A 24856-nucleotide genomic window follows, 5' to 3' on the forward strand; every position below is an offset into this window, starting at 1 on the left:
GCTGCCAGCGTAAACCGCGCTTGCGGCACGGGCACCGGCTGACGGCGCGACGCCCGGACTGTCCCGGCATACGCACCCGCGGCCGGGCCGGAGAACGCCGCCCGAGGGCGCGTGCCGACCGCCGCCGGCATCAGGTTCCGGTGGCTCGCAGATCGTCTGCCGCCCCGGCTTTGCTGAGACTGCGGATGCGTAATCGGCGAAGCTTGGTTCTTAGCCCACCGAAGGCCGCGTCGATCGCGTCTTCGGCCTTTTTTTGTGCCTCACGCACGATGATCTGACGTTTGCCGGGCAGGGTGGCCACCAGCTCGCAGCGCACCCGGTGGCCTCTGAGCTGGTCGAACTCCTCGGCGATGCGGGCTTGCAGGTCGAGCGGCTGATCCGGTGCCGATTGGCCGAGATCGGCCGCAAGGCGGTTGATCCGGCGGTTAAGCTTGCGATCCAGGGCAAGCGTATCTCCCGTGATGCGTACGCTCATTCACTACCTCGTTGTGATATTTCGAGCGGTCCCGGACGCCGGGACGGGGCTGACGGGCCAAATGGCCCGTGTTGCAGTCAATGGATGTTGCGTCGTGTCCGTGCCTGGTCAGGCCCGGCGGTTGCGGCGAAATGCCGCCGACGGGCAGCGCCTGCGTGTGGCTGCTGACGGTGTGGGCGCCCCGGCTGCGAGCGGTTCGGCCCTCGCCTGTGCGCCTCGGCCCTGGGTATTCGGGTCTGCATCGATGCAGCAGACTCGGTCGCGAGCTCCGCGACCTGTGGTGGGGTATCTGCAACGGCGATCGGCTCCAACTAGGACTGCCCGGGGGCCTTGGACTCAATGCGATGAAGTCGCTTCCGACGCGCGTCAGATCCGCAGCGATGTCAGCCACCATGGCCGTCGAGCACGACAGTCGCAGGCGGGCAGCGGCGCGGCCTGTGCGTTGAGGGGATGCTACCCCGTACCCTTCCGGCGACTGCCAGCCCGGCGACTGCCACCTCGGCTGGCGGCCAGTCTGGCGTCCGGGCTGCCGGGGCGCGTTGGCCACCTGCTTTTCGGTGCGAATCCGCCGCGGCCGCCCTTGTGGGATTGCCGACGGTGGCGGGTGTGGCGCGTCGAAGTGGTTCGGGCGGCGAGCTGGCGGACGCCGGGCGGCGTGACGACCCGAACTTTCTTCGAACGATAGCACACCTTTGCTATCGCGTCGCTATAGCTGTCGTATTTTCGACGACGGTCGGCTCGATCCCGGCGGCGGCATTGCCACAACAAATTCGCAGTTTTCGCGCCCTCGGGGCGGCGAACTTTCCACCCGCGGGACGCTCCAATTCCGCGAGCTTCGTTGAAGCTCTCTGACTCCTTGTCGTGTTCCCCCGCCCTCGGGCGGGGTTTTTTCGTAAGGGGACACCGCCGGGCGGAGTAACACATCCGTCGTAGCGGGAGACCGGGCTGCGGGGACAGCTCCCGCCGCGCATGGTGCCCACCCATGCGCACAACGCGATCTTGAGCCTGGATGGGAGCCCGCAGTCGAAGATGCCCGAGGGAGATACCATCCACAAGGTCGCCGCCTACTTGGACGACGCCCTGCGTGGACAACGTGTGGAGATGGTGCGGGTGCACCCGGCGTTCGGGCCGTCGATGGGGGCGCGTGTGGTCCGGCGGGTGGTCAGTGAAGGCAAGCACCTTTTCGTTCATTTCGTCGACGGCATGGCGCTGCGCAGCCATCTCGGCATGTATGGTGCCTGGCACGCCTATCCCGCGGGCGCCGCCTGGCACAAGCCGCGCCGACAGGCCTCCATCGTCATCGGCGGCGGCCGCCGCGACTTCGTGTGCTTCAACGCCAAGGAGGTGCAGTGGCTGCGTTCGCATGGTTTTCGTCGCACCGATCAGGGGGCGCGTCTCGGTGCTGACTTGATCCGCGATGGCGTCGGCGACGAGGAACTGCTGCGGCGAATCGGGACCTTCTGTGAGCCGCGCACGCCACTGGTGGATCTGCTGCTGGATCAGCGCGTCGCCGCTGGCGTCGGTAACGTGTACAAATCGGAGGTGCTGTTCCTGGAGCGCCGGGCACCCTTGCGCCGCGTGCAGGACCTCACGGCGGATGCCCTGCTGGCACTCTATCGGCGCGCGGCGACACTGCTGGCTGAGAATCTCGGCGGCGGGCCGCGGACCACGCGCTTCAGCGCTGACGGGCGCGGCAGGCTCTGGGTCTACGGCCGGGCCGATCTGCCCTGCCGGCGCTGCGGGGCGGCGGTGCGTCGCGACCCGCTGGGCATGCGCCCGCGCTCGACCTACTGGTGTGAGCGCTGTCAGGTCTGAGTCGAGCGCTGCGGCCATCCAAGACCTCTCAGGCGCTGGGCGTACCCCCATCACAGTGGCCTGCATGTCGCCCGACGCTCATCCCCCGGCGTCAGCCAACGGCCAGCCTTTGGAGCTGAATCATGAACCTGTTCCTCGCATCCCATGTGATCGCCGGCTTCGCACTGGCGCTCGCCTTCGGCGGCATGACCTTCTTTTCGGCGGTGATGGCGCCACTGGTGTTCACGAAGCTGCCCTTCGAGACCGCCAGCGGTTTCATCCGGCAGGTGTTCCCGTGGTACTACCTGAGTATCGGCGCCGTTTCGGTGGCGGCAGCCCTGGCCTTGCTGCTCGCCGGGGAGTGGCCGGGTGCGGCGCTGGTGGCAGTGGTGGCGGTGGGCTTTTGGTTTGCGCGGCAGGTGCTGATGCCGCGCATCAACGCCGCCCGCGATGCCGGCGCGCAGGTGCGCTTCAATCGCCTGCATCGCTACAGTGTGGTGATCAACGCTGCCCAGTGGCTGCTGTTGGCAGCGGCCCTGGCGCTGGTGCTGGTGTGAGCGGTACCGCCGTATCCGTTCGCGCTGACACCGTCTGCTGCGGTGTGCGATGGGCGCCGGGCACAGGCGCGTCGCGGCGATGAGCGGGGACACCTGTGCACCGCATCGCCATGCTCTGAGTGAATGGCTCAGCCTGCTGGCGCTGACGGCCATGTGGGGCACCTCGTTCCTGTTCACCAAGGTTGCGGTGACGGCGCTGCCCGTGGCCTGGGTGGTGATGGCGAGGCTCGGTATCGGCGCCCTGGTGTTGGTCGCACTGGCCTGGCTGCTCGGACGCGGTGTGCCGCGCGGCGGTCGGCTCTGGCTCTTCTTTGGACTCATCGCCGTGGTGGGCAACCTGCTGCCGTTCTCGCTCATCACCTGGGGGCAGCAGGCCATCGAGAGTGGCCTGGCGGGTATTCTGATGGCGGTCATGCCGCTGGCCACCCTCGGGCTGGCGCACCTGTTCGTGCCCGGCGAGCGGCTCACGGGGCATCGGGTGGTCGGCTTCTTCATGGGGTTCGTCGGCGTGGTGGTGCTGATCGGCCCGGAAGCCCTGCTCGCCGTCGGCGGCGAACAGGGGCCGCTGTTGCCCATGTTGGCGGTGCTCGCCGGCGCGCTTTGCTACGGCATCTCGGCGATCTTGGCGCGACTGCGCCCGCCGAGCGATGCCCTGTCCACCGCCGCGGCCACCATCGGGCTCGCGTCGATATTCTCGGTGCCCATGGGCTTGAATGGCTGGCTCGGTGGCAGTGTCGGCATGCCCACCGGGGAGGTGACCGTGGCCGTGCTGGGGGCGATTCTCTTCCTGGGTCTCTTCTCGACGGCCACGGCCATGGTCGTTTATTTCCGCCTCATTCGCAGCGCCGGGCCGTCGTTCACGTCGCAGCTGAACTATCTGATTCCGCTCTGGGCCGTGGCGGTGGGCGTGGTCTTCTTGGGCGAGGAGCCCACGCTTGGCCACCTGTTGGGCTTGCTGCTGATCCTCGCGGGCATTCTGTGGTCCCGCAGGCCGCCGCGGCGGGCGCCGGCGGATGGCGGCGCCGCACTGCGCACTACTCGAACAGGTCTCTGAACGCTTTGGCGAAGCGCTTGTAGGCATCCCAGCCGTCTTTGTCCATGACCTGGTCGATGACCCAGCGGTTCTCCTCCTGCTCGCCCATGAGCTGCTGGATCTCGAAGCCGAGGTGGCGCAGGAAGCTGTACGAGGGCCCTTCGTCGTCCATCTGGAGCTCGGCGTACTCGCTCGAGCGCTCGTTGAGCCGGCGGATGAAGGGCGTCCCATAGTCCTCCGGCCCCATGAGGTCCTGACTGTTGTCCTGCACATGCTCGACGGCCTTTCTGGCCACCGCGGTGATGAGCTCGCGGCGCCGCTCGTCGTCGAGCATGCCATGGGCGAGTCGGTCGGCGATCTGGATCAGGAAGATGACGTACTCCTGGATGACGCGCATGCGCTGGGCGTCGTCGCGGTAGACGAAGCGCTCGCAGTGCAGCGTAATGGCCTTGTCGGTGGCGATGCGAAAGGCGATGAAGGCGAGGGCGCCGCCGACCTCGCTCAAGGAACGCTCGATGTCTTCGTTCTGCCAGTGGCTCTTGATGCGAAGCGCCATGTGGTGTGTGTCTCCTGCTCGTCGTGTTGTCGGGCAGGTGGGGGCGGGCAGCGGGGGCACAAAGCATCGCCGTCCATGCCGCTGATCCGCACGCGCGCAGTCGTCGCCGCGACGGGGCTTGAACTGCCGGGCGTTTTACCCGACTATTTTTCTCAGGATTTGCGGCTGACGGGGCTTCGTGTCCCGTCGCCGTTCGTTCGGCACTCGCCGCCGAAAGCCATCGAGGTCGTCGTGATGCAGTCGAGCCAGCTCGAAGCCCTCACCGATACGGTCCAGTACAACTGCCATGTCTCCGACGCCCGGCACGGCGGGGACTACTCCCTGTGCGTGTATCTGATGAAGATGCGCGAATACTACCGCTGGGAGCACAAGCTGCCCTACGGCGCGCCGCTCGGCAAGGATGCCGTCGGCAACTGGCTGGCGGCGCGTGAGCAGCTGTGGGAGGGACTCGAGGATGCGGATCTGCGCCCCCTCAGCATCCAGGGTTGCGACTATGACCCCTTCGATGCCGACGCCATCAATGCGCACCTCGCCGGCGAAGGCTTGGTCTATAGCAGCGGCCTCGGCAATCATGCCAAGCCGCATTTCTTCCTCGGCCGGCTGGAGCAGCGGTTGAGCCGCGGCGGTTATACCGTCTACGTCGCCGCCGGCGAGTACGCCCGCGATCTCACCGCACCGCCCGCCATGACGCGGGGCAACACCATCTTCCTGCGCCGGGAGTCGATGCGCCGCATGCTCTGGGAGAAGCTCGAGAGCTGGCGCTGGAACCGTCCGGACAATGCCCTCGGCCGCGCCTTCGCCTGCTACGACTTCGACGCCGACCTGGAGGGCTCGCTGGACGCCATGACGGACCGCGAGATCGACAATGCGCTATTGCACGAGCAGGGTGAGCACGAGGCCGGCCGGCTGCTGGACGACGTCGCCTGGAACGCCATGGTCGCCGACGTCGCCGGTACCGCGGCGGAGCTTATGGCGCGTGCCGTGCGTGACCACCTCGCCGACACGCTGGTCACCCTGCCCAAGCTCGCCGAGCAGGCAGACGCGCCGGCGCTGCACTTCTACGTCGGCAACCTCAACAACATGCGCAAGCACCTGTTCCCGGCGCTGACGGGCGCCTACGACGCCTGGCGCACGGGCGGCGACACCGAGACCTTGGCTGCCGTGGCCGCGCAGGGCCGCGAGCATTGGCTGGCGCTCGGGCGCGAGATGGTGGCGCGGCACCAGGCGAGCGATGGCGAGGCCGATAGCCTGGTCGACGGCCTGCGGGCGCTCGCGGAGGGCCGCGCGCTTTAGAACGGGCACCTGCGCCGGCGGACGGCCTCTGGCGCCGGCGGCGGCGTCGCGCAGGCTGGCGCGCCATCGGGCTGCGTCCACTGCACCCGCGCCGACACGCTCCGTCCGGGCATCCCGCCCCGGACAGCGCGTGCGCATGGATCGGCGTTCCAATCAGTCCGGATCATAGCCCAGCACCGGCGACAGCCAGCGCTCGGCCTGCTCCACCGTCATGTCCTTGCGTGCGGCATAATCCTCCACCTGGTCCTTCTGGATGCGGCCGATGCCGAAATAGCGCGCGTCGGGGTGGGAGAAGTACCAGCCGGAGACCGCCGCCGTCGGCATCATCGCGAAGCTCTCGGTGAGCGTGAGCCCGATGCGCTCATCGGGCTTGAGGATCTCCCAGAGCGTCGCCTTTTCGGTGTGGTCCGGGCAGGCGGGATAGCCGGGCGCCGGACGGATGCCCGTGTATTGCTCGGCGATGAGCGCGTCGTTGTCCAACTGCTCGTTTGGCACATAGCGCCAGAGGTTGGTGCGCACCAGTTGGTGCAGGCGCTCGGCGAAGGCTTCGGCGAGGCGATCCGCCAGTGCCTTCAGCATGATACTGCTGTAGTCGTCGTGGTCCGCCTCGAAGCGCGCCACGTGCGCGTCGATGCCGATGCCGGCGGTGACCGCAAAGGCACCGATCCAGTCACGCTTACCGCTATCGGCGGGCGCGACGTAGTCGGCGAGGGAGATGTTCGGCTGGCCCTTGCCCGCCGCCCGGAACATCTGCTGGCGCAGCATATGCAGATCGAAGGCCTTCTCGCTGCGGGTCTCGTCGGAGTAGATGGCGATGTCGTCGTCGCCGATGCGATTGGCCGGAAAGAAGCCGCAGACACAGCTGGCCTTGACCCACCGCTCTTTTACCATCGTCTCCAGGAAGGGCAGGGCATCGGCGAACAGCTTGCGCGCCTCCTCGCCGACGATCTCATCATCCAGGATGGCCGGGTATTTACCGGCGAGCTCCCAGGCATTGAAGAACGGCGACCAATCGATGAAGTGTTTCAGGTCTTCGAGGGGATAGTCATCGATGGTGGCGATGACGCCGTCGCCGACACGCTCGAGCTTGATATCCAGCGCCAGGCCGTCGGGCAATGCCATGTCGTCGCCGAGGATGGCCGGGCGCTGCGGGGTGTAGGCGGACCAGTCGATGGCCACCCGATTGGCGCGGGCGTCGTTGAGGGCCATGAACTTCCGCGTCGTGCCCCGGCCCTCGCGCTCGACGCGCATGCGCTCATACTCGGCGGCGATTTCTGTCACGTAGCCGTCGCGGTGGGTCTTGCTCAGCAGGTTGCTCACCACGCCGACGGCACGGGAGGCATCCACGACGTAGACGGTCGGCGCCTTGCGCTGTGGCGCGATCTTCACCGCGGTGTGCAGCTTGGACGTGGTCGCACCGCCGATGAGCAGCGGCATGTCCATGCCCTGGCGTTCCATTTCTTTGGCCACGTGCACCATCTCGTCCAGGGACGGCGTAATGAGCCCCGAGAGGCCGATCATGTCGACCTGCTCTTCGCGGGCGCGCTGCAGGATGGTCTCCGCCGGCACCATGACGCCCAGATCCACCACCTCGTAGCCGTTACACTGCAGCACCACGGCGACGATGTTCTTGCCGATGTCGTGGACGTCGCCCTTGACCGTGGCGATCAGGAACTTGCCGTTGCTGGAGCCCGCCTGGCCGGATGCCTCCTTTTCGGCTTCCAGATAGGGGAACAGGTAGGCCACGGCCTTCTTCATGACGCGGGCGGATTTCACCACCTGCGGCAGGAACATTTTGCCCTCGCCGAAGAGGTCGCCGACCACGTTCATGCCGTCCATCAGCGGTCCCTCGATGACCTCCAGCGGTTTGTCGGCGTTCTGCCGGGCCGCCTCGGTGTCCTCTTCGATGAAGTCGGTGATGCCCTTGACCAGCGAGTGCTCCAGGCGCTTTTCCACCGGCCAGCTGCGCCACTCCTGGTCCTCAGCCTTGTCCGCGCTGCTGCCGTCGCCCTTGTATTTGGGCGCGATGTCCAGCAGGCGCTCGGTGGCGTCGTCGCGGCGGTTTTGGATGACGTCCTCGACGGCCTCGCGCAGTTCCTCGTCCAGGTCGTCGTAGATGGCGAGCTGACCCGCGTTGACGATCCCCATATCCATACCGGCCTTGATGGCGTGGTACAGAAACACGGCGTGGATTGCCTCGCGCACCGGGTTGTTGCCGCGAAACGAGAAAGACACGTTGGAGACGCCACCGGAGATGAGCGCATTCGGCAGCGTCTGTTTGATGCTGCGTGTGGCCTCGATGAAGTCCATGGCATAGTTGTTATGCTCTTCGATGCCCGTGGCCACCGCGAAGATGTTGGGGTCGAAGATGACGTCCTCGGCCGGGAAGCCCACCTGCTCGGTGAGGATCTTGTAGGCCCGGGTGCAGATCTCGACCTTGCGCGCGTGGGTGTCGGCCTGGCCCACCTCGTCGAAGGCCATGACCACCACCGCCGCGCCGTAGCGCCGGCACAGATGGGCCTGCTCGATGAACTTCTCTTCGCCCTCCTTCAGCGAGATGGAGTTGACGATGGACTTGCCCTGGGCGCACTTGAGCCCGGTCTCGATGACCTCCCACTTGGAGGAGTCGATCATCACCGGCACCCGGGAGATATCCGGCTCTGCGGCGGCGAGATTCAGAAACCGCCGCATGGCCTCGACGGCATCGAGCAGGCCCTCATCCATGTTCACGTCGATGACCTGGGCGCCGTTTTCCACCTGCTCCACGGCCACGGACAGGGCCGTGTCGTAGTCGCCCTCTTTGATGAGGCGCTTGAAGCGCGCGGAGCCCGTGACGTTGGTGCGCTCGCCGACGTTGACGAAGAAGCTGTCCTTGGTGATGTTGCAGGGCTCCAGCCCCGACAGGCGGCAGGCGGGCTCCAACACGAGCGGTTGGCGCGGGGCCATGCCGGCGACGGCCTGGGCGATGGCCTCGATGTGCTCGGGGCCGGTGCCGCAGCAGCCGCCGATGATGTTGAGCCAGCCCTCGCGGGCCCAGTCGGCGACTTCCTTGGCCATTTCCTCGGGCCCCAGGTCGTAGCCGCCCAGCTCATTGGGCAGGCCGGCGTTGGGGTGCGTGGATACCCGGCACTCGGCGATGCGGTTCAGCTCTTCGACGTACGGGCGCAGCTCATGGGGCCCCAGGGCGCAGTTGAGGCCGATGCTCAAGGGCTGCGCGTGGCGCAGGCTGTTGTAGAAGGCTTCGGTGGTCTGGCCCGTGAGTGTGCGCCCGGACTGGTCGGTGATGGTGCCGGAGATCATGATGGGCAGCTCGACGCCGTCCTGATCGAACACCTGCCACACCGCGAACAGCGCCGCCTTGGCGTTCAGGGTGTCGAAGACCGTCTCCACCAGGATGATGTCCGAGCCGCCCTCGATGAGAGCGCGGGTGGCTTCGGCGTAGGCCGTCACCAGAGTGTCGAAGTCTGTGTTTCGAAAGCCCGGATCGTTGACGTCCGGCGAGATGGATGCAGTCCGGTTGGTGGGACCGAGCACACCGGCGACGAAGCGGGGCTTGTCCGGCGTGCTGTAGCCGTCGGCGGCCTCCCGGGCGAGCTTCGCGGCGGCCAGGTTGATCTCGTAGACCAGCTCCTCCATGCCGTAGTCGGCCATGGCGATGCGGGTGCCGTTGAAGGTGTTGGTCTCGATGATGTCTGCGCCGGCGGCGAGGTATTCGCCGTGGATGTCGGCGATCAGGTCCGGTCGGGTCAGCACCAGCAGGTCATTGTTGCCCTTGAGATCCGACGGCCAGTCCTTGAAGCGCTCGCCGCGGTAGTCGGCCTCTTCCAGTTGCCGGCGCTGGATCATGGTGCCCATGGCGCCGTCGAGGATCAGGATTTGGTTCGCGAGTCGTTCGTGGAGCAGGGCGGTGCGGTCTGTCATAGCGTTACTGCCGTGTTGCTGGGCGCGGGGCACTGGGGCCCGGGCTGCCGTTCGAAGGTGATTTTGGCTGCACGCGTTTATTGCGTGGGCGATGCGAGTGGGCGCGCGGTGCCGGCGTTACCGGTGCAGATTGTGGCGCAAATGCTGGCTCCGATGGTGATGCTGAGCTTGGATCTGCGCGTGACGCGGTGCCACGTGCGCACGGCACGGGCGGTGGCTGCTGCCGATCGACACGCCGCCCCCGGCGGTCTGCCGGGTAGCGCGTTTGCCCCCTTATCGATCGCGGCGTTCGATCAGCCGGATCGAGACACGTGGCACCGGTGCAGCGCCGATGCGCCTTGCGGGCGCTGGCCACCGGGGCGGTGCGACGTCGGCGGTGCCGATGGCCGCGCGGGGCGGTGCGGGTCCGTTGTCCGCGGCTTTGATCAATCCCCGTCGTCGTCGCGCGGGGGCCGTTCCTTGGGCAGGTAGCGCGGGCTCTGCGCGTGACCGTCCCAGATCACAGGCTTTGCGAGCCATTTTTGGATGAAGGCCCAGGAGGCTTGGTAGCCATCGTGGGGCAGGGTGCAGGCCGAGCAGTCCTTGCGGCGCACGCCATTGGCGTCGGTGAAGACCTGGTAAGGGCCCGGACACTCATACGCGATGAGGGGACAATAACAAAAAAGACAGTTGAATTCCCGCTTGACGCCTGGGTGACAGGGCAGGAACGGACATTCGTGGTTGGTGAAGCCCTTGAAGGCCTCGTTGGTCGTCGTGTCTTTGGGTTGCATGGCGGAGAGAAGGTCCAGGGGCCGGGGGCCGAAGGCTGGAGGCCGTGGTCTGGGTCTGTTGCGCTAGAGGCTCTAGCAGGTAAGGGCGCAGTCTCTCGCCCCAAGGGTAGCCCGGGTCCGCTGGCGTCCCGCCGGCCCACTCCGGGCTGGCATCGCACAGCACAAGCGTGCGCGTCTCCCCGCCCATGCCCGGACCGGGCTGCCGTGCGATCCGGCCCGCGTGAGCGCAGCGACAGCGGCTCACCTGCGAGGCCGCCATCGCGTCCCGACGCCGCCTGCGCTAGGCTAGTGCTGATCACGTCACCGCCTCCCGGGTGCGATCCACCGGTGATCGGCGGGGAGGACCATGCTCAGCAAGCCAAGTCCAATGGAAACCATCAAGCTCGCAACCGTCTCGGACCTGCTCGCCCACCCCGAGGAGCGGGTGGCGCTCATCGACGGCGAGATCGTGCGCCGGCCCATGGCGCGCGGTGAGCATGCGATGACGCGGGGCAACGTCCTCGGCGAGCTGCAAACCCTGCGTCGACCTGCGAGCCCGGGCGGCTGGTGGATCGCCACCGAGATCAGCGTTGCCCACGAAACCCACCAATGCCTGAGCCATGACCTCGCCGGCCGGCGCAGGTCGCGTATGCCCGAGCAACTCCGGGCGTCGTCGTCATTACCCGCGAACGCTGTCTCGCGCTGCTTCGGCGGGCGCAGGCCGGCGCGCAGCGCCTCGCCCGCGCGCTGATGGCGCCCGCCCGCGACCACCGTTCCCCGATGCCCCTGTCCGTTGGCCCGTCACCGCGAGAGCATCCCCATGAGCGCCCGTCCACGCCGCTGGTTCCAAGTCCTGTTCGCAACGGTTCTGATGGCGCTGCCCGGGCTATCCGCGGCGGCCGAGCCGGCGCCGCCGCACGGCGTGGCGCACGCCCTCGAGGCCACGGCCGCACGCACGAGCCACGACCTGGAAGCGGCTGTGCACAGGGTGCAGCCCATGGTGGAGCGATACGGCTACGCCGGAGTGGCCGGCGCCGTGTTCCTGGAGGGATTCGGTGTTCCGGCCCCCGGCCAGTCGTTACTGATGGCCGGCGCGCTGGAGGCGGCGAAGGGTCACCTGCGGCTGTTGCTGCTGCTGCTGGTCGCGGTGCTGGCGGCGGTGCTCGGCAACAGCCTGGGTTATCTGATCGGCCGGCTCAGTGGCCGGCCGCTGTTGCGCAGGCTCGGCATCAACGCGGCGCGCGAGGCTGAGCTGGCGGGCCTGTTCGACCGCTACGGCGGTGGCTTCATCCTGATGGCCCGGTTCTTCGACGGCCCGCGGCAGCTCAACGGCATCCTCGCCGGCACCCTGGCCATGCCCTGGTGGCGGTTCACACTGTTCAACGTGATGGGGGCGGTGCTGTGGGTCGGTCTCTGGGGCCTGGGCACCTTTTACCTGTCCGAGCACCTGCGCGACATCCACGCTCTGCTGCGGCAGCTCAACCCATGGGTCGCGGGCGCTGCCGTCGGCGCCGTGATCGCGCTCCTGATCTACCTGTTCCGGGGTAGGCGGCAGACGCCGCGACCACCGGCGGCTACGGTGGGACGCTAGGCGCCGGCACTGGGCGCAGACACTGGCCGCGGGCGGTGCCGGCGGTTTCGCGCGCAGGTCGGGCTCGCCGTCGCCGCATCCGGCGATGCCGTGCGGGTCATGGCGATGGGCCGCGTCGAGTGCCCGGGCGGGCGTGACACGATGCCGTGCGCCGCCGGCACGGACGCACTCACTAGCGCGCCAGCGTCAGCAGCGCATCCAGATCGAGATTGGCCTCGATGTGATCCGCCAGGTCGTTCAGCGCCTGCTCGATGCGGGCCTCGAAGTCGAGCCGCGCGGCCCTGGCACCCATCTGCTCGAGCCAGTGGGCACGAAACGCATCGTCCGCGAAGATGCCGTGCAGGTAGCCCCCCATGACGCGGCCGTGGTGGCTGGTGGCGCCCTCGGGCCTGGTGGTCCCGGTACCGTCGGCGCCCCGGAGCACCAGCCAGGGCTGCTCCAGGCCGGCGCCGGTGGTGCGGCCCATGTGCATCTCGTAGCCCGCCACCGGGCAGCCGCTGATGCCGTCCGTGGCCGCCAGCTCGATGAGGCGCTTGTCGCCGCCGATCTCGGTTTCGATGTCCAGGAGCCCGAGGCCTGGCGTGTCGCCGGGTGCACCCTCGATGCCCTGCGGGTCGCGGACCACGCGCCCGAGCATCTGGAAGCCGGCGCACAGTCCCACGACCCGTCCGCCGCGGCGCACATGGGCGAGGATGTCGATGTCCCAGCCCTCTTTGCGCAGGATATCCAGGTCCGCCCGCGTGGCCTTGGAGCCGGGCAGGATGACGACATCCGTGTCCGCCGGCAGGGCCTGCCCCGGCAGCAGCCAGCGCAGATTCACCGCTGGCTCGGCGGCGAGTGGGTCCATGTCGTCGAAGTTGGCGACGCGGGACAGGCGCGGCACGGCGATGTTGAGGGTGCCGGTGCTGGACCAGCTGTCCTCCGCCGGGCGCTCCAAGGCCAGCGAGTCCTCGGCGGGGAGCCTGGAGGCGCCCTCGAACCAGCGCACCACGCCGAGGAAGGGCCAGCCGGTATGATCGGTGATGGTCGCGCAGGCGGGCTCGAACAGGGAGAAGTCGCCGCGGAACTTGTTCACCATGTAGCCGACCACGCGCTCGCGGTCGGCCTGGCTCAGCAGCAGCCAGGTGCCCACCAGATGTGACATGGTGCCGCCCTTGTCGAGATCGCCGACGAAGACCACCGGCACGTCGGCGCGCTCAGCGAAATACATGTTGGTGATGTCGCTGTTGCGCAGATAGATCTCTGCGCCGCTGCCGGCGCCCTCCACCAGCACCAGGTCGGCCTCGGCGCAGAGGCGCTCGAAACTGTCGAGGATGGCGGGCATCATGCCCTGGCGCATCTGGTGGTAGACCCGCGCCGGGCAGTTGCCGAGCGCCCGGCCGCGCAGCACCACCTGGGAGCCCACGTTGGTCTGCGGCTTGAGCAGCACCGGATTCATGTGAATGGACGGCGGCGCACCGCAGGCCCGCGCCTGAAGTGCCTGAGCACGTCCGATTTCACCGCGGGGCGCCTCGCCGTCGGCGCCGGGCGGCGCGTCCGTGTCCTCGGTCACCGCCGCATTGTTGCTCATGTTCTGTGCCTTGAAGGGGCGTACCACCAGTCCCCGGCGGGCGTAGGCCCGGCAGAGCCCCGCCACCAGCAGGCTCTTGCCCACGTCGGAAGCAGTGCCCTGAATCATGAGCGTGCGGGCACGCCGCGGGCCATGATGGCCAAGGGGCGGGAGCTTCAGGTCGATGCTGGATGGGATACTGGGTGGGATGCTGGGCGGGGTATCGGGCATGGTGTCGGATCGCGTTTTGTGCTGATGGGCTCGGGTTGGGTAAGCTCCCGCTGCAGTCGCCCTCGGTGGTACCCGGCGCGACGGTCCGCGGTGTCGTCATTGCTCTCGGTGCCAGTAACCAATGGCCTCAGGAGGCCTCAACACATCATGCGCCAGATCGTGCTGGATACGGAAACCACGGGCCTGGAGCCGGCGGCGGGCCACCGCATCATCGAGATCGGCTGTGTCGAGCTCATCGAGCGCAGGCCCACCGGCAACAACTTCCATCGCTACCTGCAGCCGGACCGCGAGGTCGATGCCGGCGCCGCGGCCGTGCACGGCATCACCAACGACTTTCTTGCCGACCAGCCGCGTTTCGCCGACGTGGTGGACGAGCTCCTGGACTATTGCCGCGGCGCCGAGCTGGTCATCCACAATGCCCCCTTCGATATCGGCTTCCTGAACCACGAGCTAAAGCATTGGCAGAAGGACGCGCCGGCCATGGATGCGATTTGTTCGGTGACCGACAGCCTGGTGCTCGCGCGCCGCTTGCACCCGGGGCAGCGCAACAGCCTCGACGCACTCTGCAAACGCTACGGCATCGACAACACCCAGCGCGATCTCCACGGCGCGCTGCTGGACGCGCAGATCTTGGCCGAGGTCTACCTGGCCATGACCGGCGGCCAGGTGAGCCTGCATCTGGGCGGCGATGAGCACGTGGAGACGGGGCTGCGGCGGGAGGCGGTGCGTCGTGTGTCGGTGCCTCGCGGCCAGCTGCGCGTCATCCGCCCGAGCAGCGACGAGCTTGTAGCGCATAACGCCCGACTCGCCGCCATCCACCAGGCCAGTGGTGCCTGCGTTTGGCTGGCGCCGGACGATGCTGCCGTCGGGACAGCCACCGGCTGATGGGGCGTCCTGCCAGAGAAGACCGCTCGCCCGTGGCCGGGGATGGCGGCATGGCCGAGCCAAGACGCCAAGGTGCGGGCCGCATCACAGACCGTAACGAGCGCCATGCGCGCGCCCGTTCGCCCGCATGAGCCTGCGGAAGACGCAAGCATGCCGCACACCCGGGCGGGCACCCACCGCATGCCATGGGCAAGAGCCCGCTCCGGCTCGGCGCTCAGTTGGAGTGCTTGCGGCTGCCGGCGGCTTGTGCGGCGCCCGCGATCGTCTCGATGCTGTGCAGATCCAGAATCTCGACGTGCTTGCGGTCCACCTTCACCAGCCCTTCGTCCTGGAATCGGGTAAAGAGCCGGCTCACCGTCTCGACCGCGAGGCCCAGATAGTTGCCGATCTCGTGCCGTGACATGCTGAGGTAGAAGTCCGTCGGCGACAGACCGCGTTTGCTCAGCCGCTGCGACATACTCACCAGAAAGGCCGCGAGGCGTTCCTCGGCGTTCTTCTTGCCGAGCAGCAGCAGCATCTCGGCGTCGTGGCCGATCTCTTTGCTCAGCAGGCGGAACATGGAATGCTGCAAGCTGGGGATGGACGCGGCCAGCTCCTCGAAGCGCTGGAAGGGCACCTCGCAGATGGCTGAGGTCTCCAGCACCTTCGCCGAGCAGGCATGGGCGTCCTGGTCGATGGCGTCGAGACCGATGATCTCTCCGGGCAGATGGAAGCCCAACACCTGCTCGCCGCCTTCCTCGCTCGGCGTGTAAGTTTTGACTGAGCCGGTTTTGACGACATACAACGAGCGGAAGCGCTCGCCGCTGCGAAAGAGGTGATCCCCCCGGTGCAGTGGACGTGAGCGTTTGACGATGCTGTCCAGCCGGTCCACGTCCTCTGGCGACATGCCCATGGGGAGGCACAACTGAGACAGCGTGCAGTTCTTGCAGGCGACCCTGATGGTCTCGAAGGAGATAACTTTTCGTTGAGTCAAGGCAGTGTACCTGGCTAGTTGACGATTCCATTGTGCAACCCAGGTTGACATGCATCAAGGGTAAATATCGTCGTTTTCACGCGCCCATGTTGATGTTATTGCCTAAGGCGATGCGATAAACCCGTGGGGCTTGCACTGTCGGCTGTGGCTCGAGGCGCGGCATTCCAAAGGTCACCGCATCGCGGTGCCCGGCCGCTGGGCGCCGCGCCAGTCGGTCGGCTAGCGCGATTGGCTGACTTTTGGCGCCCCAAGCAAAAACCGCGCCTGCGGGCGCGGTTTTTGTCGCCGCCGCTGAGCAGCGGCGGTAGCTACGTTGAGCCTGAGCTTCCTGGGGCTTGAGCTTACTTGGCCTGTTCGCCAGCCGGTGCGGCGGGGGCAGCCGGAGCGCCGTAAGGGGCGCCGTAGGGCATGGGCGGTGCGCCGTAGCCGTAGCCCGGATAGCCGTAGCCCGGGTAGCCGTAGCCACCACCGTAGGGGTAGCCGTAGCCGCGGCCGTAGCCGTAGCCGCGGCCATAGCCACGGCCGTAGCCGCGACCGCCACCGGACATGCTCATGTTGAAGTCGCCGTAGCCGTCTCCGAACATGTCACCGAGCATGTCGCCCATGCCGTCACCGAAACCGGAGCCGTATCCCGGACCACCGTAGCCCGGACCACCGTAGCCAGGGCCGAACCACGCCTGCGCGGCGCTCATCGAGAAGGTGGCCGCACCGGCGATGGCGGCGATGCCGAGGACTTTGGCAAGCTTTTGCATGATCTGACGCTCCTGAGGAATTCTCTTGTGAGTGCAGCGTACCGGGGTGGCCCAAGCGGCGCGTCCGCCCGCCGATCCCCGTGGTCCGTAGGATACGAACGAGGCGGAGTATACGTGTCGGGTTTCGGCTTGTGAAGCGCGGTAGGGATCGGTTTCTTGAGGCAATTCGGCGCGAGTCTCAGGGAGACGCATGGGGAGACGCATGGTTTGCCGCGCCAATTGAGAGCGGGGGGTATATTTGTTACTTTTCACGCAGCCCTGTGCGCTCTCCCCGTGTGTCGGCAAAGCCGGCGTCGGGCCTTCAAGGAAGCCATGACCAAGCTCATTTTCGTCACCGGCGGCGTCGTGTCGTCCCTCGGTAAAGGCATCGCGTCCGCGTCCCTCGGCGCGCTGCTGGAGGCCCGCGGTCTGCGGGTCACCATGATCAAGCTCGACCCCTACATCAATGTGGACCCGGGCACCATGAGCCCGTTCCAGCACGGCGAGGTCTATGTCACCGACGACGGTGCCGAGACCGACCTGGACCTCGGCCACTACGAGCGCTTCCTGCGCACACGCATGGGCCGCAACAACAACTACACCACCGGCCAGATCTACGACAGCGTCATCCGCAAAGAGCGCCGGGGCGACTATCTCGGCCGCACCGTGCAGGTGATCCCGCACATCACCGACGAGATCAAGTCGAGCATCCTGCTGGGCGTCGACGACGCCGACGTGGCCCTGGTGGAGATCGGCGGCACCGTGGGCGACATCGAATCCCTGCCCTTCCTGGAGGCCATCCGCCAGATGCGGGTGGAGCTCGGCCCGAAGGCGGCGATGTTCATCCATCTCACGCTGGTGCCGTACATCCGCACCGCCGGCGAGATCAAGACCAAGCCCACCCAGCACTCGGTCAAGGAACTGCGCTCCATCGGCATCCAGCCGGACGTGCTGCTGTGCCGCGCCGAGCAGGATCTGCCGCCGGACGAGCGGCGCAAGATCGCGCTGTTCACCAACGTGCCCGAGGCGGCCGTCATCTCCGCCGTCGATGCGGACAACATCTACCGCATCCCGATGCTGTTGCACGCCCAAGGCCTCGACGCGCTGGTGGTGGAACAGTTCGGGCTCGACGTGCCGCAGGCGGATCTCAGCGAGTGGCAGCGGGTGCTCGAGGGCTTCGAGCATCCCCGGCAGACCGTGACCATCGGCATGGTCGGCAAGTACATGGACCTCACCGAGGCCTATAAATCCCTGTCGGAGGCCCTCGCGCACGCCGGCGTGCACACCAGGACCCGGGTGCAGATCCGCTACCTGGACTCCGAGGAGATCGAGCGCACCGGCACCGACTGCCTCGCGGGCATCGATGCCGTGCTGGTGCCCGGCGGCTTCGGCGAGCGCGGCATCGAGGGCAAGATCGCCGCCGCCCGCTTCGCCCGCGAGCGGCGCGTGCCCTACTTGGGCATCTGTCTCGGCATGCAGGTGGCCGTGATCGAATATGCGCGCAACGTCGCCGGGCTCGCCGGCGCCCACAGCACCGAGTTCGATCCCGACACCCCGCATCCGGTCATCGCCCTCATCACCGAGTGGCAGACCGAGAGCGGCCAGCGCGAAATCCGCGCGGCGGATGCCGACAAGGGCGGCACCATGCGCCTGGGCGGACAGAACTGCCGGCTCGAGCCCGGCAGCCTCGCGCGCCGCGTCTACGGCCGTCACCAGATCCGCGAGCGCCACCGCCATCGCTACGAGTTCAACAACCGGTACTGCGATGCCATGAAAGACGCGGGCCTGCGCTTTTCCGGCTGGTCGCTCGATTCCAGGCTGGTGGAGATCATCGAAATACCGGATCATCCCTGGTTCGTGGGCTGTCAGTTCCACCCGGAGTTCACGTCGACGCCGCGCGACGGCCATGCGCTGTTCCGCGGCTTCGTGGAGGCCGCGCTGGCGCAGCAGCGCCGCAGCGGCGCGATGCCGGCGGGCAAGGCGCCAGCACCGGAGCCGGTGGCCTGACGCCGACGCCCCAACGTACCCCACAGCCCGCCGGACACGTAACGCATCGATTCCACGTCCCGAACAGGCTTTCCGACAGGCTCCCCAATGGGCGATTCGCCCCGCAGTAACCGCGACCCAAGCTGGAGAACCGAACCATGTCCGAGATCGTCGATGTCCGCGCCCGTGAGGTGCTCGATTCCCGCGGCAACCCCACCGTCGAGGTGGATGTGATCACCGCCGATGGTGCCATCGGCCGCGCCGCCGTGCCCTCGGGTGCCTCCACCGGCTCCCGCGAGGCACTGGAATTGCGCGACGGCGACAAGGCCCGCTACGGCGGCAAGGGCGTGCTCAAGGCCTGCGCCCATGTCAACGGCGAGCTCAAGGAGGCTGTCAAGGGGATGGACGTGAGCGAGCAGGAGGCCGTCGACCGCAAGATGATCGACCTCGACGGCACCGACAATAAGGGGCGTCTCGGCGCCAATGCCATCCTCGGCGTGTCCATGGCGGCCGCTCACGCCGCCGCCCAGGAGGGCGCGCTGCCGCTCTATCAGTCTCTGGGCAAGGATGCGAGCACCCTCCCGGTGCCCATGATGAACATCATCAACGGCGGCGAGCACGCCGACAACAGCGTCGACTTCCAGGAATTCATGATCCTGCCCGTCGGCGCGTCCAGCATTCGCGAGGCGGTGCGCTACGGCGCCGAGGTCTTCCATGCGCTGAAGGCCGTGCTCAACGGCCGCGGACTCGCCACCGGCGTCGGCGACGAGGGCGGCTTCGCACCTGACCTGCCGAGCAACGAGGCCGCCATCGAGGTTATCCTGGAGGCCATCGACAAGGCCGGCTTCAAGGCCGGCTCGGAAATCTACCTGGGCATGGATGTGGCCGCCTCCGAGTTCTACGAGGACGGCGTCTACAATCTCAAGGGCGAGGGCCGCAAGCTCGACGCCGCCGGCATGACGGACCTGCTGCTGCAGTGGTGCGAGCAATATCCCATCATCAGCATCGAGGACGGCCTGGCGGAGGGCGACTGGGACGGCTGGCGGGACCACACCGTCCGCCTCGGCGGCAAGGTGCAGCTGGTGGGCGATGACCTGTTCGTCACCAACACCAAGATCCTGCAGGAAGGCATCGACAAGGGCATCGCCAACTCCATCCTCATCAAGGTGAATCAGATCGGCACCCTGACCGAAACACTGGCGGCCATCCGGATGGCGACGGACGCGGGCTACACCGCCGTGGTCTCGCATCGATCCGGCGAGACCGAAGACACCACCATCGCCGATCTGGTGGTCGCCGCCGGCACCGGCCAGATCAAGACGGGCTCACTCTCGCGCTCCGACCGTGTAGCGAAGTACAACCAGCTCATGCGCATCGAAGATCAGCTCGGCGACGCGGCCGTCTATCCCGGTCGCGCGGCGTTCAAGCATCTTTAAGAGCCGCAGACATACCCGGGTCATCATGCATAAGCAGCGCGGGCCGGTGTCGTGACACGCTGGGTCAGTCTCGGTTTGCTGCTGCTCTTAGGCCTGCTCCAGTACCGCCTGTGGGTGGGCGAGGGCAGTATCAAGGATCTGTATGCTCTGCGCGCACAGATCGACGAGCACCGTGCGGAGCTGCGGCGTTTGGAGGCGCGCAATCTGGCCCTGGCGGCGGAGGTGGAAGATCTGCGCACCGGCCTGGAGGCCATCGAGGACCGGGCCCGCAGCGAGCTCGGCATGATCCAGCGCGGCGAGGTGTTCCTCCAGGTCATCGAGAAGCCCAAGCGGGAGCGCGGCCAATGACCGCGCCGCAGGGCCGCAGCGCCGCCGGCGGGCGGCAGGGCATGCTGGCGTGAGCGGCGCCGTGCGCCATTGGGCGCTGATCCCGGCCGCCGGCGTCGGCCGCCGCTTCGGCGCCGAGGTGCCCAAGCAGTATCTCGCGCTCGCCGGCCGACCCGTCATCGACCACGCCATCGCCGCCTTCATCGGGCATCCGGCCATCGCCGGCTGTGCGGTGGTGCTGGGCAGCGCCGATGGCTGGTGGTCGGATGTCAGTGCCTACGCCAACCACCCGGATGTGCTGCGCGCGCCCGGCGGCGCGGAGCGCTGCCACTCGGTGCGCAACGGCCTCACGGCGCTGGCAGACCGGGCCGCCGAGGACGACTGGGTGCTGGTGCACGACGCCGCGCGCCCCTGCCTGCGGCGGTCTGATCTGGACCGGCTGCTGGCGGCGCTGCGCGAGGAGCCCGTGGGCGCCCTGTTGGCAGTGCCCATCGCCGACACCGTCAAGCGTGCCGACGCGGGCCAGGTGGCAGAAACCCTACCGCGCAGTGCGCTCTGGCGGGCCTACACGCCTCAGGCGTTTCGCCTCGGCCTGCTGCGCCGGGCCCTGGCGCAGGCGCAAGCCCGGGATGTGGTGGTCACCGACGATGCCAGCGCCGTGGAGCTGCTGGGCTTGCGGCCGGCACTCATCGAGTGTCAGGCCGACAACATCAAGATCACGCGGCCGGAGGATCTGCCATTGGCCGCCTTCTATCTTCAGCAGCAGCAGTTGGACGTGCAGGGGCGAAGCGGATAGCCCCCGGGGGGCGCGCTGGGAGCAACGCGGGGGGGCTTCGTGCCTGCCGGATCAGGCTCGGGCCTCGCGGTGGCGTTGCGGCCGGTATCGCCGGATTCATCACATCGTCCTGCAGTTTCGGGCACTTAATATTAGAATTTGGTTGTACGCTGCTTGATAGCTGAGGCTTGACCCGGCAGCGACAGCACCGCGGACAGCAATCCGAAGCCGATCAATAGCGAGGCGCGAGTATGCCCCCAACGACCGCATCCACCGGCGTGCTGAGCGCGCAGTCCGGCACCGGCAGACAGCGGCGGTGCCAACTCCGCCGCGGAGCCACGCCGCGGAGGTTCCGGCCCGTTGCAGCCGGACGTCCAGGGTCACGCGAGGTTCCCCCATGCTGATCGGCCAAGGCATCGATGCCCATCGCTTCGAGTCCGGGCGGCCCCTGGTGCTGGGCGGTGTGGTGATCCCGCACGACCAGGGTCTGGCTGCGCATTCCGACGGCGACGTCGTCATCCACGCCCTCTGCGACGCGCTGCTCGGCGCCGCCGGCCTGGGCGACATCGGTCATCACTTCCCGGACACCGATGCCGCCTACGCCGGCGTCGACAGCCGCATCCTGCTGGCGCGGGTCATGGATGCCTTGCGCGAGCGCGGCCTCGCCGTGCACAACGCCGACCTGACCATCGCCGCCCAGCGTCCGAAGCTCGCCGCGCACATCGCCGCCATGTGCGAGACCCTGGCGGCGGACCTCGAGTGTCCGCGCGCCCGGGTCAACGTCAAGGCCACCACCACCGAGCGCATGGGCTTCACCGGTCGCGGCGAGGGCATCGCCGCCTTCGCCGTGGTGCTGCTGGACGAAGCATGACGATCCCCGTTGCACGCATCGATGCGGATGCCACGGGGGCCGCACAAGCCCCGGCGGCGACGCCACGCTGGCGCGACTTCCACGCGTTGCCCCGGGCCCATGGCGCGCCGCTGATGCATTTTCGCATCCGCGCCCAGGCGGCGGATTTCGTGGTCGACGAGATCCTGGCCTTCGGTCCGGACGGCGACGGCGAGCATCGCTTGCTCAAGGTCCGCAAAACCGACGCCAACACCGACTGGGTGGCACGGCGCCTGGCGAGCCTCGCCGGCATTCCGCACAAGGCCGTGGGCTACGCCGGCCTCAAGGACCGCCATGCGGTGACCACGCAATGGTTCTCGGTGCACCTCGGCCAACGGCCCGAGCCGGATTGGGCGCTGCTCGCCGCCGACAACATCGAGGTGCTGGAAGTCCATGCCCACCAGCGCAAGCTCCGCCGCGGTGTCCTGGCGGGCAATGCCTTCCAGCTGGTGCTGCGCGATGTGAGCGGCGATCTGGAGGGCTTGGCCGCGCGTGTGGATGCCATCGCGCAGCAGGGCGTGCCCAATTATTTCGGCCCCCAGCGCTTCGGTCGCAACGCCGGCAATCTGGCACGGGCCGAGGCCATGTTCATGGCCACGGCGGCGGATGCGCGGGGGCAGCGTCCCGACCGCCACCGGCGCGGGCTCTATCTCTCCGCCGCCCGCTCGCAACTGTTCAATGAGCTGCTCGCCGCCCGCGTCGAGCGCGGCGATTGGCACCGGGCCCTGCCGGGTGAGCGCCTGCAACTGCGCGGCAGCCATTCCCACTTCCTGGCCGAGCGCGTGGACGAGCACATCCGCGCGCGCGTGGCCAGCGGTGACGCGCAGCCCACCGGGCCGCTGTTCGGCGCCGGCGAGCCGCTGACGACCGGCACCGTTGCGGCGCTGGAGGCCGCCGTCGCCGCGCCCTTTGGGCAGTGGCTGCGGGGCCTCGCCGCCGCCGGGCTCAAGCAGGAGCGCCGTCCGCTGGTGCTGTATCCCGAGGCGCTGCGTCTATACAGGAGCGCTCCGGATGTATTGGGCCTCGCCTTTACCCTGCCCGCCGGCAGCTATGCGACGGCACTGCTGCGGGAGCTCGGCGACTGGCAGGACTGACACGCCCCCGGGCCCTGCGCCCGCCGGCCGAGTCCCGCCCGCGGGTCGACACACCGCGGTTACGGGGTGATGCTTGCGGGCCGCGCCAACCCCAGGCTGCCGCTTCGGCGGCATCCGCGACTCGGGCTATGGTCGCGAGCTCTCCCGCCTGGGTATCCGGGAATTCGTCAATCAGCAGACACTTTGGCTCGCCTGAGCAACTGCGCGCCGGTTGCCGATTCGCGTTGGACCATGACTCCTTAGTGCGCGCTCCCGACCGGATACTGTCGCCTGCTGCGCCGCTGACCCGCGCCGTGGCGTTTGCTGAACACGGTGTCGGCCCGCTAGTGCCCGCCCGACGGCGCCTTCGTTGGCTTCGCGGCTTCAGGCCGCTGATGGCCGCTGACCGAGGGCCCAGAGGCCCAACACCGGGCCGGGGAGCAGCCACAACAGCACCCAGGGACCCTGGCTGGCCCAGAGATGGCCGGTGAGCCAGATGGCGGGTATGCTCAGGCCGAAGCCAATGGCATTCATGATGGCCAGCGAGGCACCAACGCGATGCGAGGGTGCGCTGGCCGATGCCAGCGCCGAGAACTGCGGCGAGTCGGCAATGACCGCAAGCCCCCAGAGAAACAACAGGGCGATCAGCACCAGCGGCGATGTGCCCAGTGCGGCCAGCACGGGATAGGCCAGGCAGAGCGTGCCGGAGATGGCCAGTGCGCGTGCGGCCACCCACGCGCTTCCGCGACTTCGACTGAGCTGTCCACCCATGACACAGCCCACCACCCCGATGCCAATGATGAGATAGGACAGCATCGGCACGAGGCCCGCGGCCGCGTTCAGGCGGCTGATCTCGCGCGCCACCAGCAGTGGCACCAGCATCCAGACGGCGTAGAGCTCCCACATGTGGCCGAAGTAGCCGCCGGCGGCGGCTCGGAAATGGGGCAGGCGCAGGGCTTCGAGGCCACCGCGCCAGGCGATTGGCGCCGCGGTGGGCGGCAGATGCGGCCCGTCGCCCAGGCGCAGCACCAGCGCACCGCCGACCAGCGTCAGCCCCGAGGCGCTCAGCAACACCCACTCCCAGGGCAGCCCCAGCGTGAGGCTGCGCATCAGATGCGGTGTGGCCGTGCCCAGGGTCAGCATGCCCACCAGCCAAGCGAGCGCGGCACCCGCATGGGCAGGCGTCCAGGCGATCACCATTTTCATGCCGAGCGGATAGATCCCGGCCAGACACAGGCCGGTCAGCAATCGCAGCACGCCGGCCACCGACGCATCGGGGGCTGCCAGGACGAGGCCGGCATTCACCAGTGCCCCGAGCAGGCTCGCCGCCGCAAAGACGCGACTGGCGGAGAACCGGTCCGCCAGACCCGTCGTCGCGAGGGTCAGCGTACCGAGAATGAACCCAACCTGAACCATGAGCGTCAGACGCCCGAGGTCGCCCTCATCGAGGCCCAGCTCGGCGGCCAGCGCAAGCCACACACCGTTCACGCTGAACCACAACGAGGTCCCGAACAGCTGCGCAATGACGATGACGACCAGTGGCCGGCGCTGGAGCAGGGACATAGCCGCGTCTCTGGTGGGATCTTTTGCCGCGCGTGTGTGCGCCAACCGCATGATAACGCTTCAACGGCCAGTGCGATGTCATGGCGTTCGGGGTGGTGGAGCTGACCCCCGAGGGTGCGGCGCGGGCGCAGATCCCGGTCGGCGTCGGCCCAGGCCAGAAACCGAGCGGCTGCGGCTCGATCCGGTGTCCCGGGCTTTGCGGGTGGAGCATGCCGGTGCATCAGGCACCGGCTCGTCTGACAAAGGACGTGCGGCTTATACCCGGCGGATGTCAATGTCCGGCGCAGGCGTCTGCGGGCTAGGTTGCAGCTGGCGGAGGACACCGTGAATACGTCCCTGTAGGCTTCACGACAGCATCCCTGCTGTCGAGACCCCCGCCAGCCGCAACCCAGCCCACAGAAAGCGAAAACCGAGATGCGACGGGTATACACCGCCAATTGGGTACTGCTCCCCCGGCGGTGCCGGCGGC

22 protein-coding genes are annotated in these 24856 nt (G+C 67.9%); 14 read left to right on the plus strand and 8 right to left on the minus strand.

The window, feature by feature from the left end:
* Positions 1-130: 130 nt before the first annotated feature.
* A complete protein-coding gene (locus tag QZ588_RS11000; RefSeq protein ID WP_295542638.1) occupies positions 131-475 on the minus strand; it encodes an HPF/RaiA family ribosome-associated protein in 345 nt (114 codons plus the stop codon).
* Between the two features lie 1029 nt (positions 476-1504).
* On the opposite strand from QZ588_RS11000, the gene QZ588_RS11005 reads away from it, so the two are divergent.
* The 3 genes from QZ588_RS11005 (at position 1505) to QZ588_RS11015 (ending at position 3880) form a co-directional block, all read left to right on the plus strand.
* The gene (locus QZ588_RS11005; RefSeq protein ID WP_295542641.1) at positions 1505-2290 is read left to right on the plus strand and encodes a DNA-formamidopyrimidine glycosylase family protein; all 786 of its coding nucleotides are present in this window, start codon (positions 1505-1507) and stop codon (positions 2288-2290) included.
* Positions 2291-2412: 122 nt separating this feature from the next.
* Positions 2413-2826: a DUF4149 domain-containing protein gene (locus tag QZ588_RS11010; protein ID WP_295542644.1), complete on the plus strand. Its 414-nt coding sequence runs from the start codon at positions 2413-2415 to the stop codon at positions 2824-2826.
* Positions 2827-2905: 79 nt separating this feature from the next.
* A complete protein-coding gene (locus QZ588_RS11015) occupies positions 2906-3880 on the plus strand; it encodes a DMT family transporter (RefSeq protein WP_295542646.1) in 975 nt (324 codons plus the stop codon).
* Here QZ588_RS11015 and QZ588_RS11020 read toward each other — a convergent pair.
* Positions 3861-4415 carry a hypothetical protein gene (locus tag QZ588_RS11020; protein WP_295542648.1) on the minus strand — a complete coding sequence of 185 codons (555 nt, stop codon included), beginning with the start codon at positions 4413-4415 and terminating at the stop codon, positions 3861-3863. The two genes, QZ588_RS11015 and QZ588_RS11020, sit on opposite strands and share 20 nt — an antisense overlap.
* A gap of 75 nt (positions 4416-4490) precedes the next feature.
* Here QZ588_RS11020 and QZ588_RS11025 point away from each other — a divergent pair, with 75 nt between their 5' ends.
* Entirely contained in the window at positions 4491-5708 is a 1218-nt protein-coding gene (locus QZ588_RS11025; RefSeq protein ID WP_295542651.1) for an Sfum_1244 family protein, read from the plus strand.
* Positions 5709-5861: 153 nt separating this feature from the next.
* Here the strand turns inward: QZ588_RS11025 and metH are convergent, their stop codons facing one another.
* Together metH and QZ588_RS11035 are read right to left on the minus strand one after the other, a co-directional pair.
* Complete coding sequence (metH, locus tag QZ588_RS11030; protein WP_295542668.1) at positions 5862-9629, minus strand: methionine synthase; 3768 nt, start codon at positions 9627-9629, stop codon at positions 5862-5864.
* 425 nt (positions 9630-10054) lie between these two features.
* Positions 10055-10399: a cysteine-rich small domain-containing protein gene (locus tag QZ588_RS11035; protein ID WP_295542670.1), complete on the minus strand. Its 345-nt coding sequence runs from the start codon at positions 10397-10399 to the stop codon at positions 10055-10057.
* Positions 10400-10745: 346 nt separating this feature from the next.
* Between QZ588_RS11035 and QZ588_RS11040 the strand changes: the two genes are divergently transcribed.
* On the plus strand, positions 10746-11129 hold the full coding sequence (locus QZ588_RS11040) for a hypothetical protein (protein WP_295542672.1): 384 nt from the start codon (positions 10746-10748) through the stop codon (positions 11127-11129).
* 69 nt (positions 11130-11198) lie between these two features.
* Positions 11199-11969 (plus strand): DedA family protein, encoded by a 771-nt coding sequence (locus QZ588_RS11045; protein WP_295542674.1) that lies wholly within the window; start codon positions 11199-11201, stop codon positions 11967-11969.
* Positions 11970-12141: 172 nt separating this feature from the next.
* Here QZ588_RS11045 and QZ588_RS11050 read toward each other — a convergent pair whose 3' ends face one another.
* On the minus strand, positions 12142-13647 hold the full coding sequence (locus QZ588_RS11050) for a cobyric acid synthase (protein ID WP_295542705.1): 1506 nt from the start codon (positions 13645-13647) through the stop codon (positions 12142-12144).
* Positions 13648-13896: 249 nt separating this feature from the next.
* Here QZ588_RS11050 and dnaQ point away from each other — a divergent pair, with 249 nt between their 5' ends.
* Positions 13897-14634 (plus strand): DNA polymerase III subunit epsilon, encoded by a 738-nt coding sequence (dnaQ, locus tag QZ588_RS11055; protein ID WP_295542676.1) that lies wholly within the window; start codon positions 13897-13899, stop codon positions 14632-14634.
* A gap of 214 nt (positions 14635-14848) precedes the next feature.
* On the opposite strand, the gene fnr is transcribed toward dnaQ, so the two are convergent.
* Together fnr and QZ588_RS11065 are read right to left on the minus strand one after the other, a co-directional pair.
* Positions 14849-15607 (minus strand): fumarate/nitrate reduction transcriptional regulator Fnr, encoded by a 759-nt coding sequence (gene fnr / locus QZ588_RS11060; RefSeq protein ID WP_295542678.1) that lies wholly within the window; start codon positions 15605-15607, stop codon positions 14849-14851.
* 341 nt (positions 15608-15948) lie between these two features.
* Positions 15949-16359: a sulfur globule family protein gene (locus QZ588_RS11065; RefSeq protein WP_295542680.1), complete on the minus strand. Its 411-nt coding sequence runs from the start codon at positions 16357-16359 to the stop codon at positions 15949-15951.
* 312 nt (positions 16360-16671) lie between these two features.
* On the opposite strand from QZ588_RS11065, the gene QZ588_RS11070 reads away from it, so the two are divergent.
* The 7 genes from QZ588_RS11070 to QZ588_RS11100 all read left to right on the plus strand — a co-directional run bounded on the left by QZ588_RS11070 (position 16672) and on the right by QZ588_RS11100 (position 23041).
* Positions 16672-18345 (plus strand): CTP synthase, encoded by a 1674-nt coding sequence (locus tag QZ588_RS11070; protein ID WP_295542682.1) that lies wholly within the window; start codon positions 16672-16674, stop codon positions 18343-18345.
* A 137-nt stretch (positions 18346-18482) separates the two neighbouring features.
* Positions 18483-19760 carry a phosphopyruvate hydratase gene (eno, locus tag QZ588_RS11075; protein ID WP_295542684.1) on the plus strand — a complete coding sequence of 426 codons (1278 nt, stop codon included), beginning with the start codon at positions 18483-18485 and terminating at the stop codon, positions 19758-19760.
* Between the two features lie 51 nt (positions 19761-19811).
* On the plus strand, positions 19812-20108 hold the full coding sequence (gene ftsB / locus QZ588_RS11080) for a cell division protein FtsB (RefSeq protein WP_295542686.1): 297 nt from the start codon (positions 19812-19814) through the stop codon (positions 20106-20108).
* A 49-nt stretch (positions 20109-20157) separates the two neighbouring features.
* Complete coding sequence (gene ispD / locus QZ588_RS11085) at positions 20158-20883, plus strand: 2-C-methyl-D-erythritol 4-phosphate cytidylyltransferase (RefSeq protein WP_295542688.1); 726 nt, start codon at positions 20158-20160, stop codon at positions 20881-20883.
* Positions 20884-21259: 376 nt separating this feature from the next.
* A complete protein-coding gene (gene ispF / locus QZ588_RS11090; protein WP_295542690.1) occupies positions 21260-21733 on the plus strand; it encodes a 2-C-methyl-D-erythritol 2,4-cyclodiphosphate synthase in 474 nt (157 codons plus the stop codon).
* Positions 21730-22845, plus strand: coding sequence for a tRNA pseudouridine(13) synthase TruD (gene truD, locus QZ588_RS11095; RefSeq protein WP_295542692.1), 1116 nt, complete (start codon positions 21730-21732; stop codon positions 22843-22845). Before ispF ends, truD begins: the two co-directional genes overlap by 4 nt.
* Positions 22846-22918: 73 nt before the next feature.
* Entirely contained in the window at positions 22919-23041 is a 123-nt protein-coding gene (locus QZ588_RS11100; protein WP_295542712.1) for a hypothetical protein, read from the plus strand.
* A gap of 167 nt (positions 23042-23208) precedes the next feature.
* On the opposite strand, the gene QZ588_RS11105 is transcribed toward QZ588_RS11100, so the two are convergent.
* Positions 23209-24381 (minus strand): MFS transporter, encoded by a 1173-nt coding sequence (locus tag QZ588_RS11105; protein ID WP_295542707.1) that lies wholly within the window; start codon positions 24379-24381, stop codon positions 23209-23211.
* Between the last annotated feature and the right edge of the window lie 475 nt (positions 24382-24856).

This window comes from uncultured Thiohalocapsa sp., assembly GCF_913062725.1.
Lineage (GTDB): Bacteria > Pseudomonadota > Gammaproteobacteria > Chromatiales > Chromatiaceae > Thiohalocapsa.

Bases quoted from the DNA above. Each gene is read 5' to 3' on its own strand.
- dnaQ (WP_295542676.1), top strand. From the start codon at position 13,897: ATGCGCCAGATCGTGCTGGATACGGAAACCACGGGCCTGGAGCCGGCG.
- QZ588_RS11000 (WP_295542638.1), bottom strand. From the start codon at position 475: ATGAGCGTACGCATCACGGGAGATACGCTTGCCCTGGATCGCAAGCTT.
- QZ588_RS11040 (WP_295542672.1), top strand. From the start codon at position 10,746: ATGCTCAGCAAGCCAAGTCCAATGGAAACCATCAAGCTCGCAACCGTC.
- QZ588_RS11065 (WP_295542680.1), bottom strand. From the start codon at position 16,359: ATGCAAAAGCTTGCCAAAGTCCTCGGCATCGCCGCCATCGCCGGTGCG.
- QZ588_RS11020 (WP_295542648.1), bottom strand. From the start codon at position 4,415: ATGGCGCTTCGCATCAAGAGCCACTGGCAGAACGAAGACATCGAGCGT.
- QZ588_RS11035 (WP_295542670.1), bottom strand. From the start codon at position 10,399: ATGCAACCCAAAGACACGACGACCAACGAGGCCTTCAAGGGCTTCACC.
- QZ588_RS11070 (WP_295542682.1), top strand. From the start codon at position 16,672: ATGACCAAGCTCATTTTCGTCACCGGCGGCGTCGTGTCGTCCCTCGGT.
- QZ588_RS11050 (WP_295542705.1), bottom strand. From the start codon at position 13,647: ATGATTCAGGGCACTGCTTCCGACGTGGGCAAGAGCCTGCTGGTGGCG.
- eno (WP_295542684.1), top strand. From the start codon at position 18,483: ATGTCCGAGATCGTCGATGTCCGCGCCCGTGAGGTGCTCGATTCCCGC.
- ispF (WP_295542690.1), top strand. From the start codon at position 21,260: ATGCTGATCGGCCAAGGCATCGATGCCCATCGCTTCGAGTCCGGGCGG.
- QZ588_RS11005 (WP_295542641.1), top strand. From the start codon at position 1,505: ATGCCCGAGGGAGATACCATCCACAAGGTCGCCGCCTACTTGGACGAC.
- QZ588_RS11045 (WP_295542674.1), top strand. From the start codon at position 11,199: ATGAGCGCCCGTCCACGCCGCTGGTTCCAAGTCCTGTTCGCAACGGTT.
- QZ588_RS11015 (WP_295542646.1), top strand. From the start codon at position 2,906: ATGAGCGGGGACACCTGTGCACCGCATCGCCATGCTCTGAGTGAATGG.
- QZ588_RS11025 (WP_295542651.1), top strand. From the start codon at position 4,491: ATGCCGCTGATCCGCACGCGCGCAGTCGTCGCCGCGACGGGGCTTGAA.
- metH (WP_295542668.1), bottom strand. From the start codon at position 9,629: ATGACAGACCGCACCGCCCTGCTCCACGAACGACTCGCGAACCAAATC.
- QZ588_RS11010 (WP_295542644.1), top strand. From the start codon at position 2,413: ATGAACCTGTTCCTCGCATCCCATGTGATCGCCGGCTTCGCACTGGCG.
- truD (WP_295542692.1), top strand. From the start codon at position 21,730: ATGACGATCCCCGTTGCACGCATCGATGCGGATGCCACGGGGGCCGCA.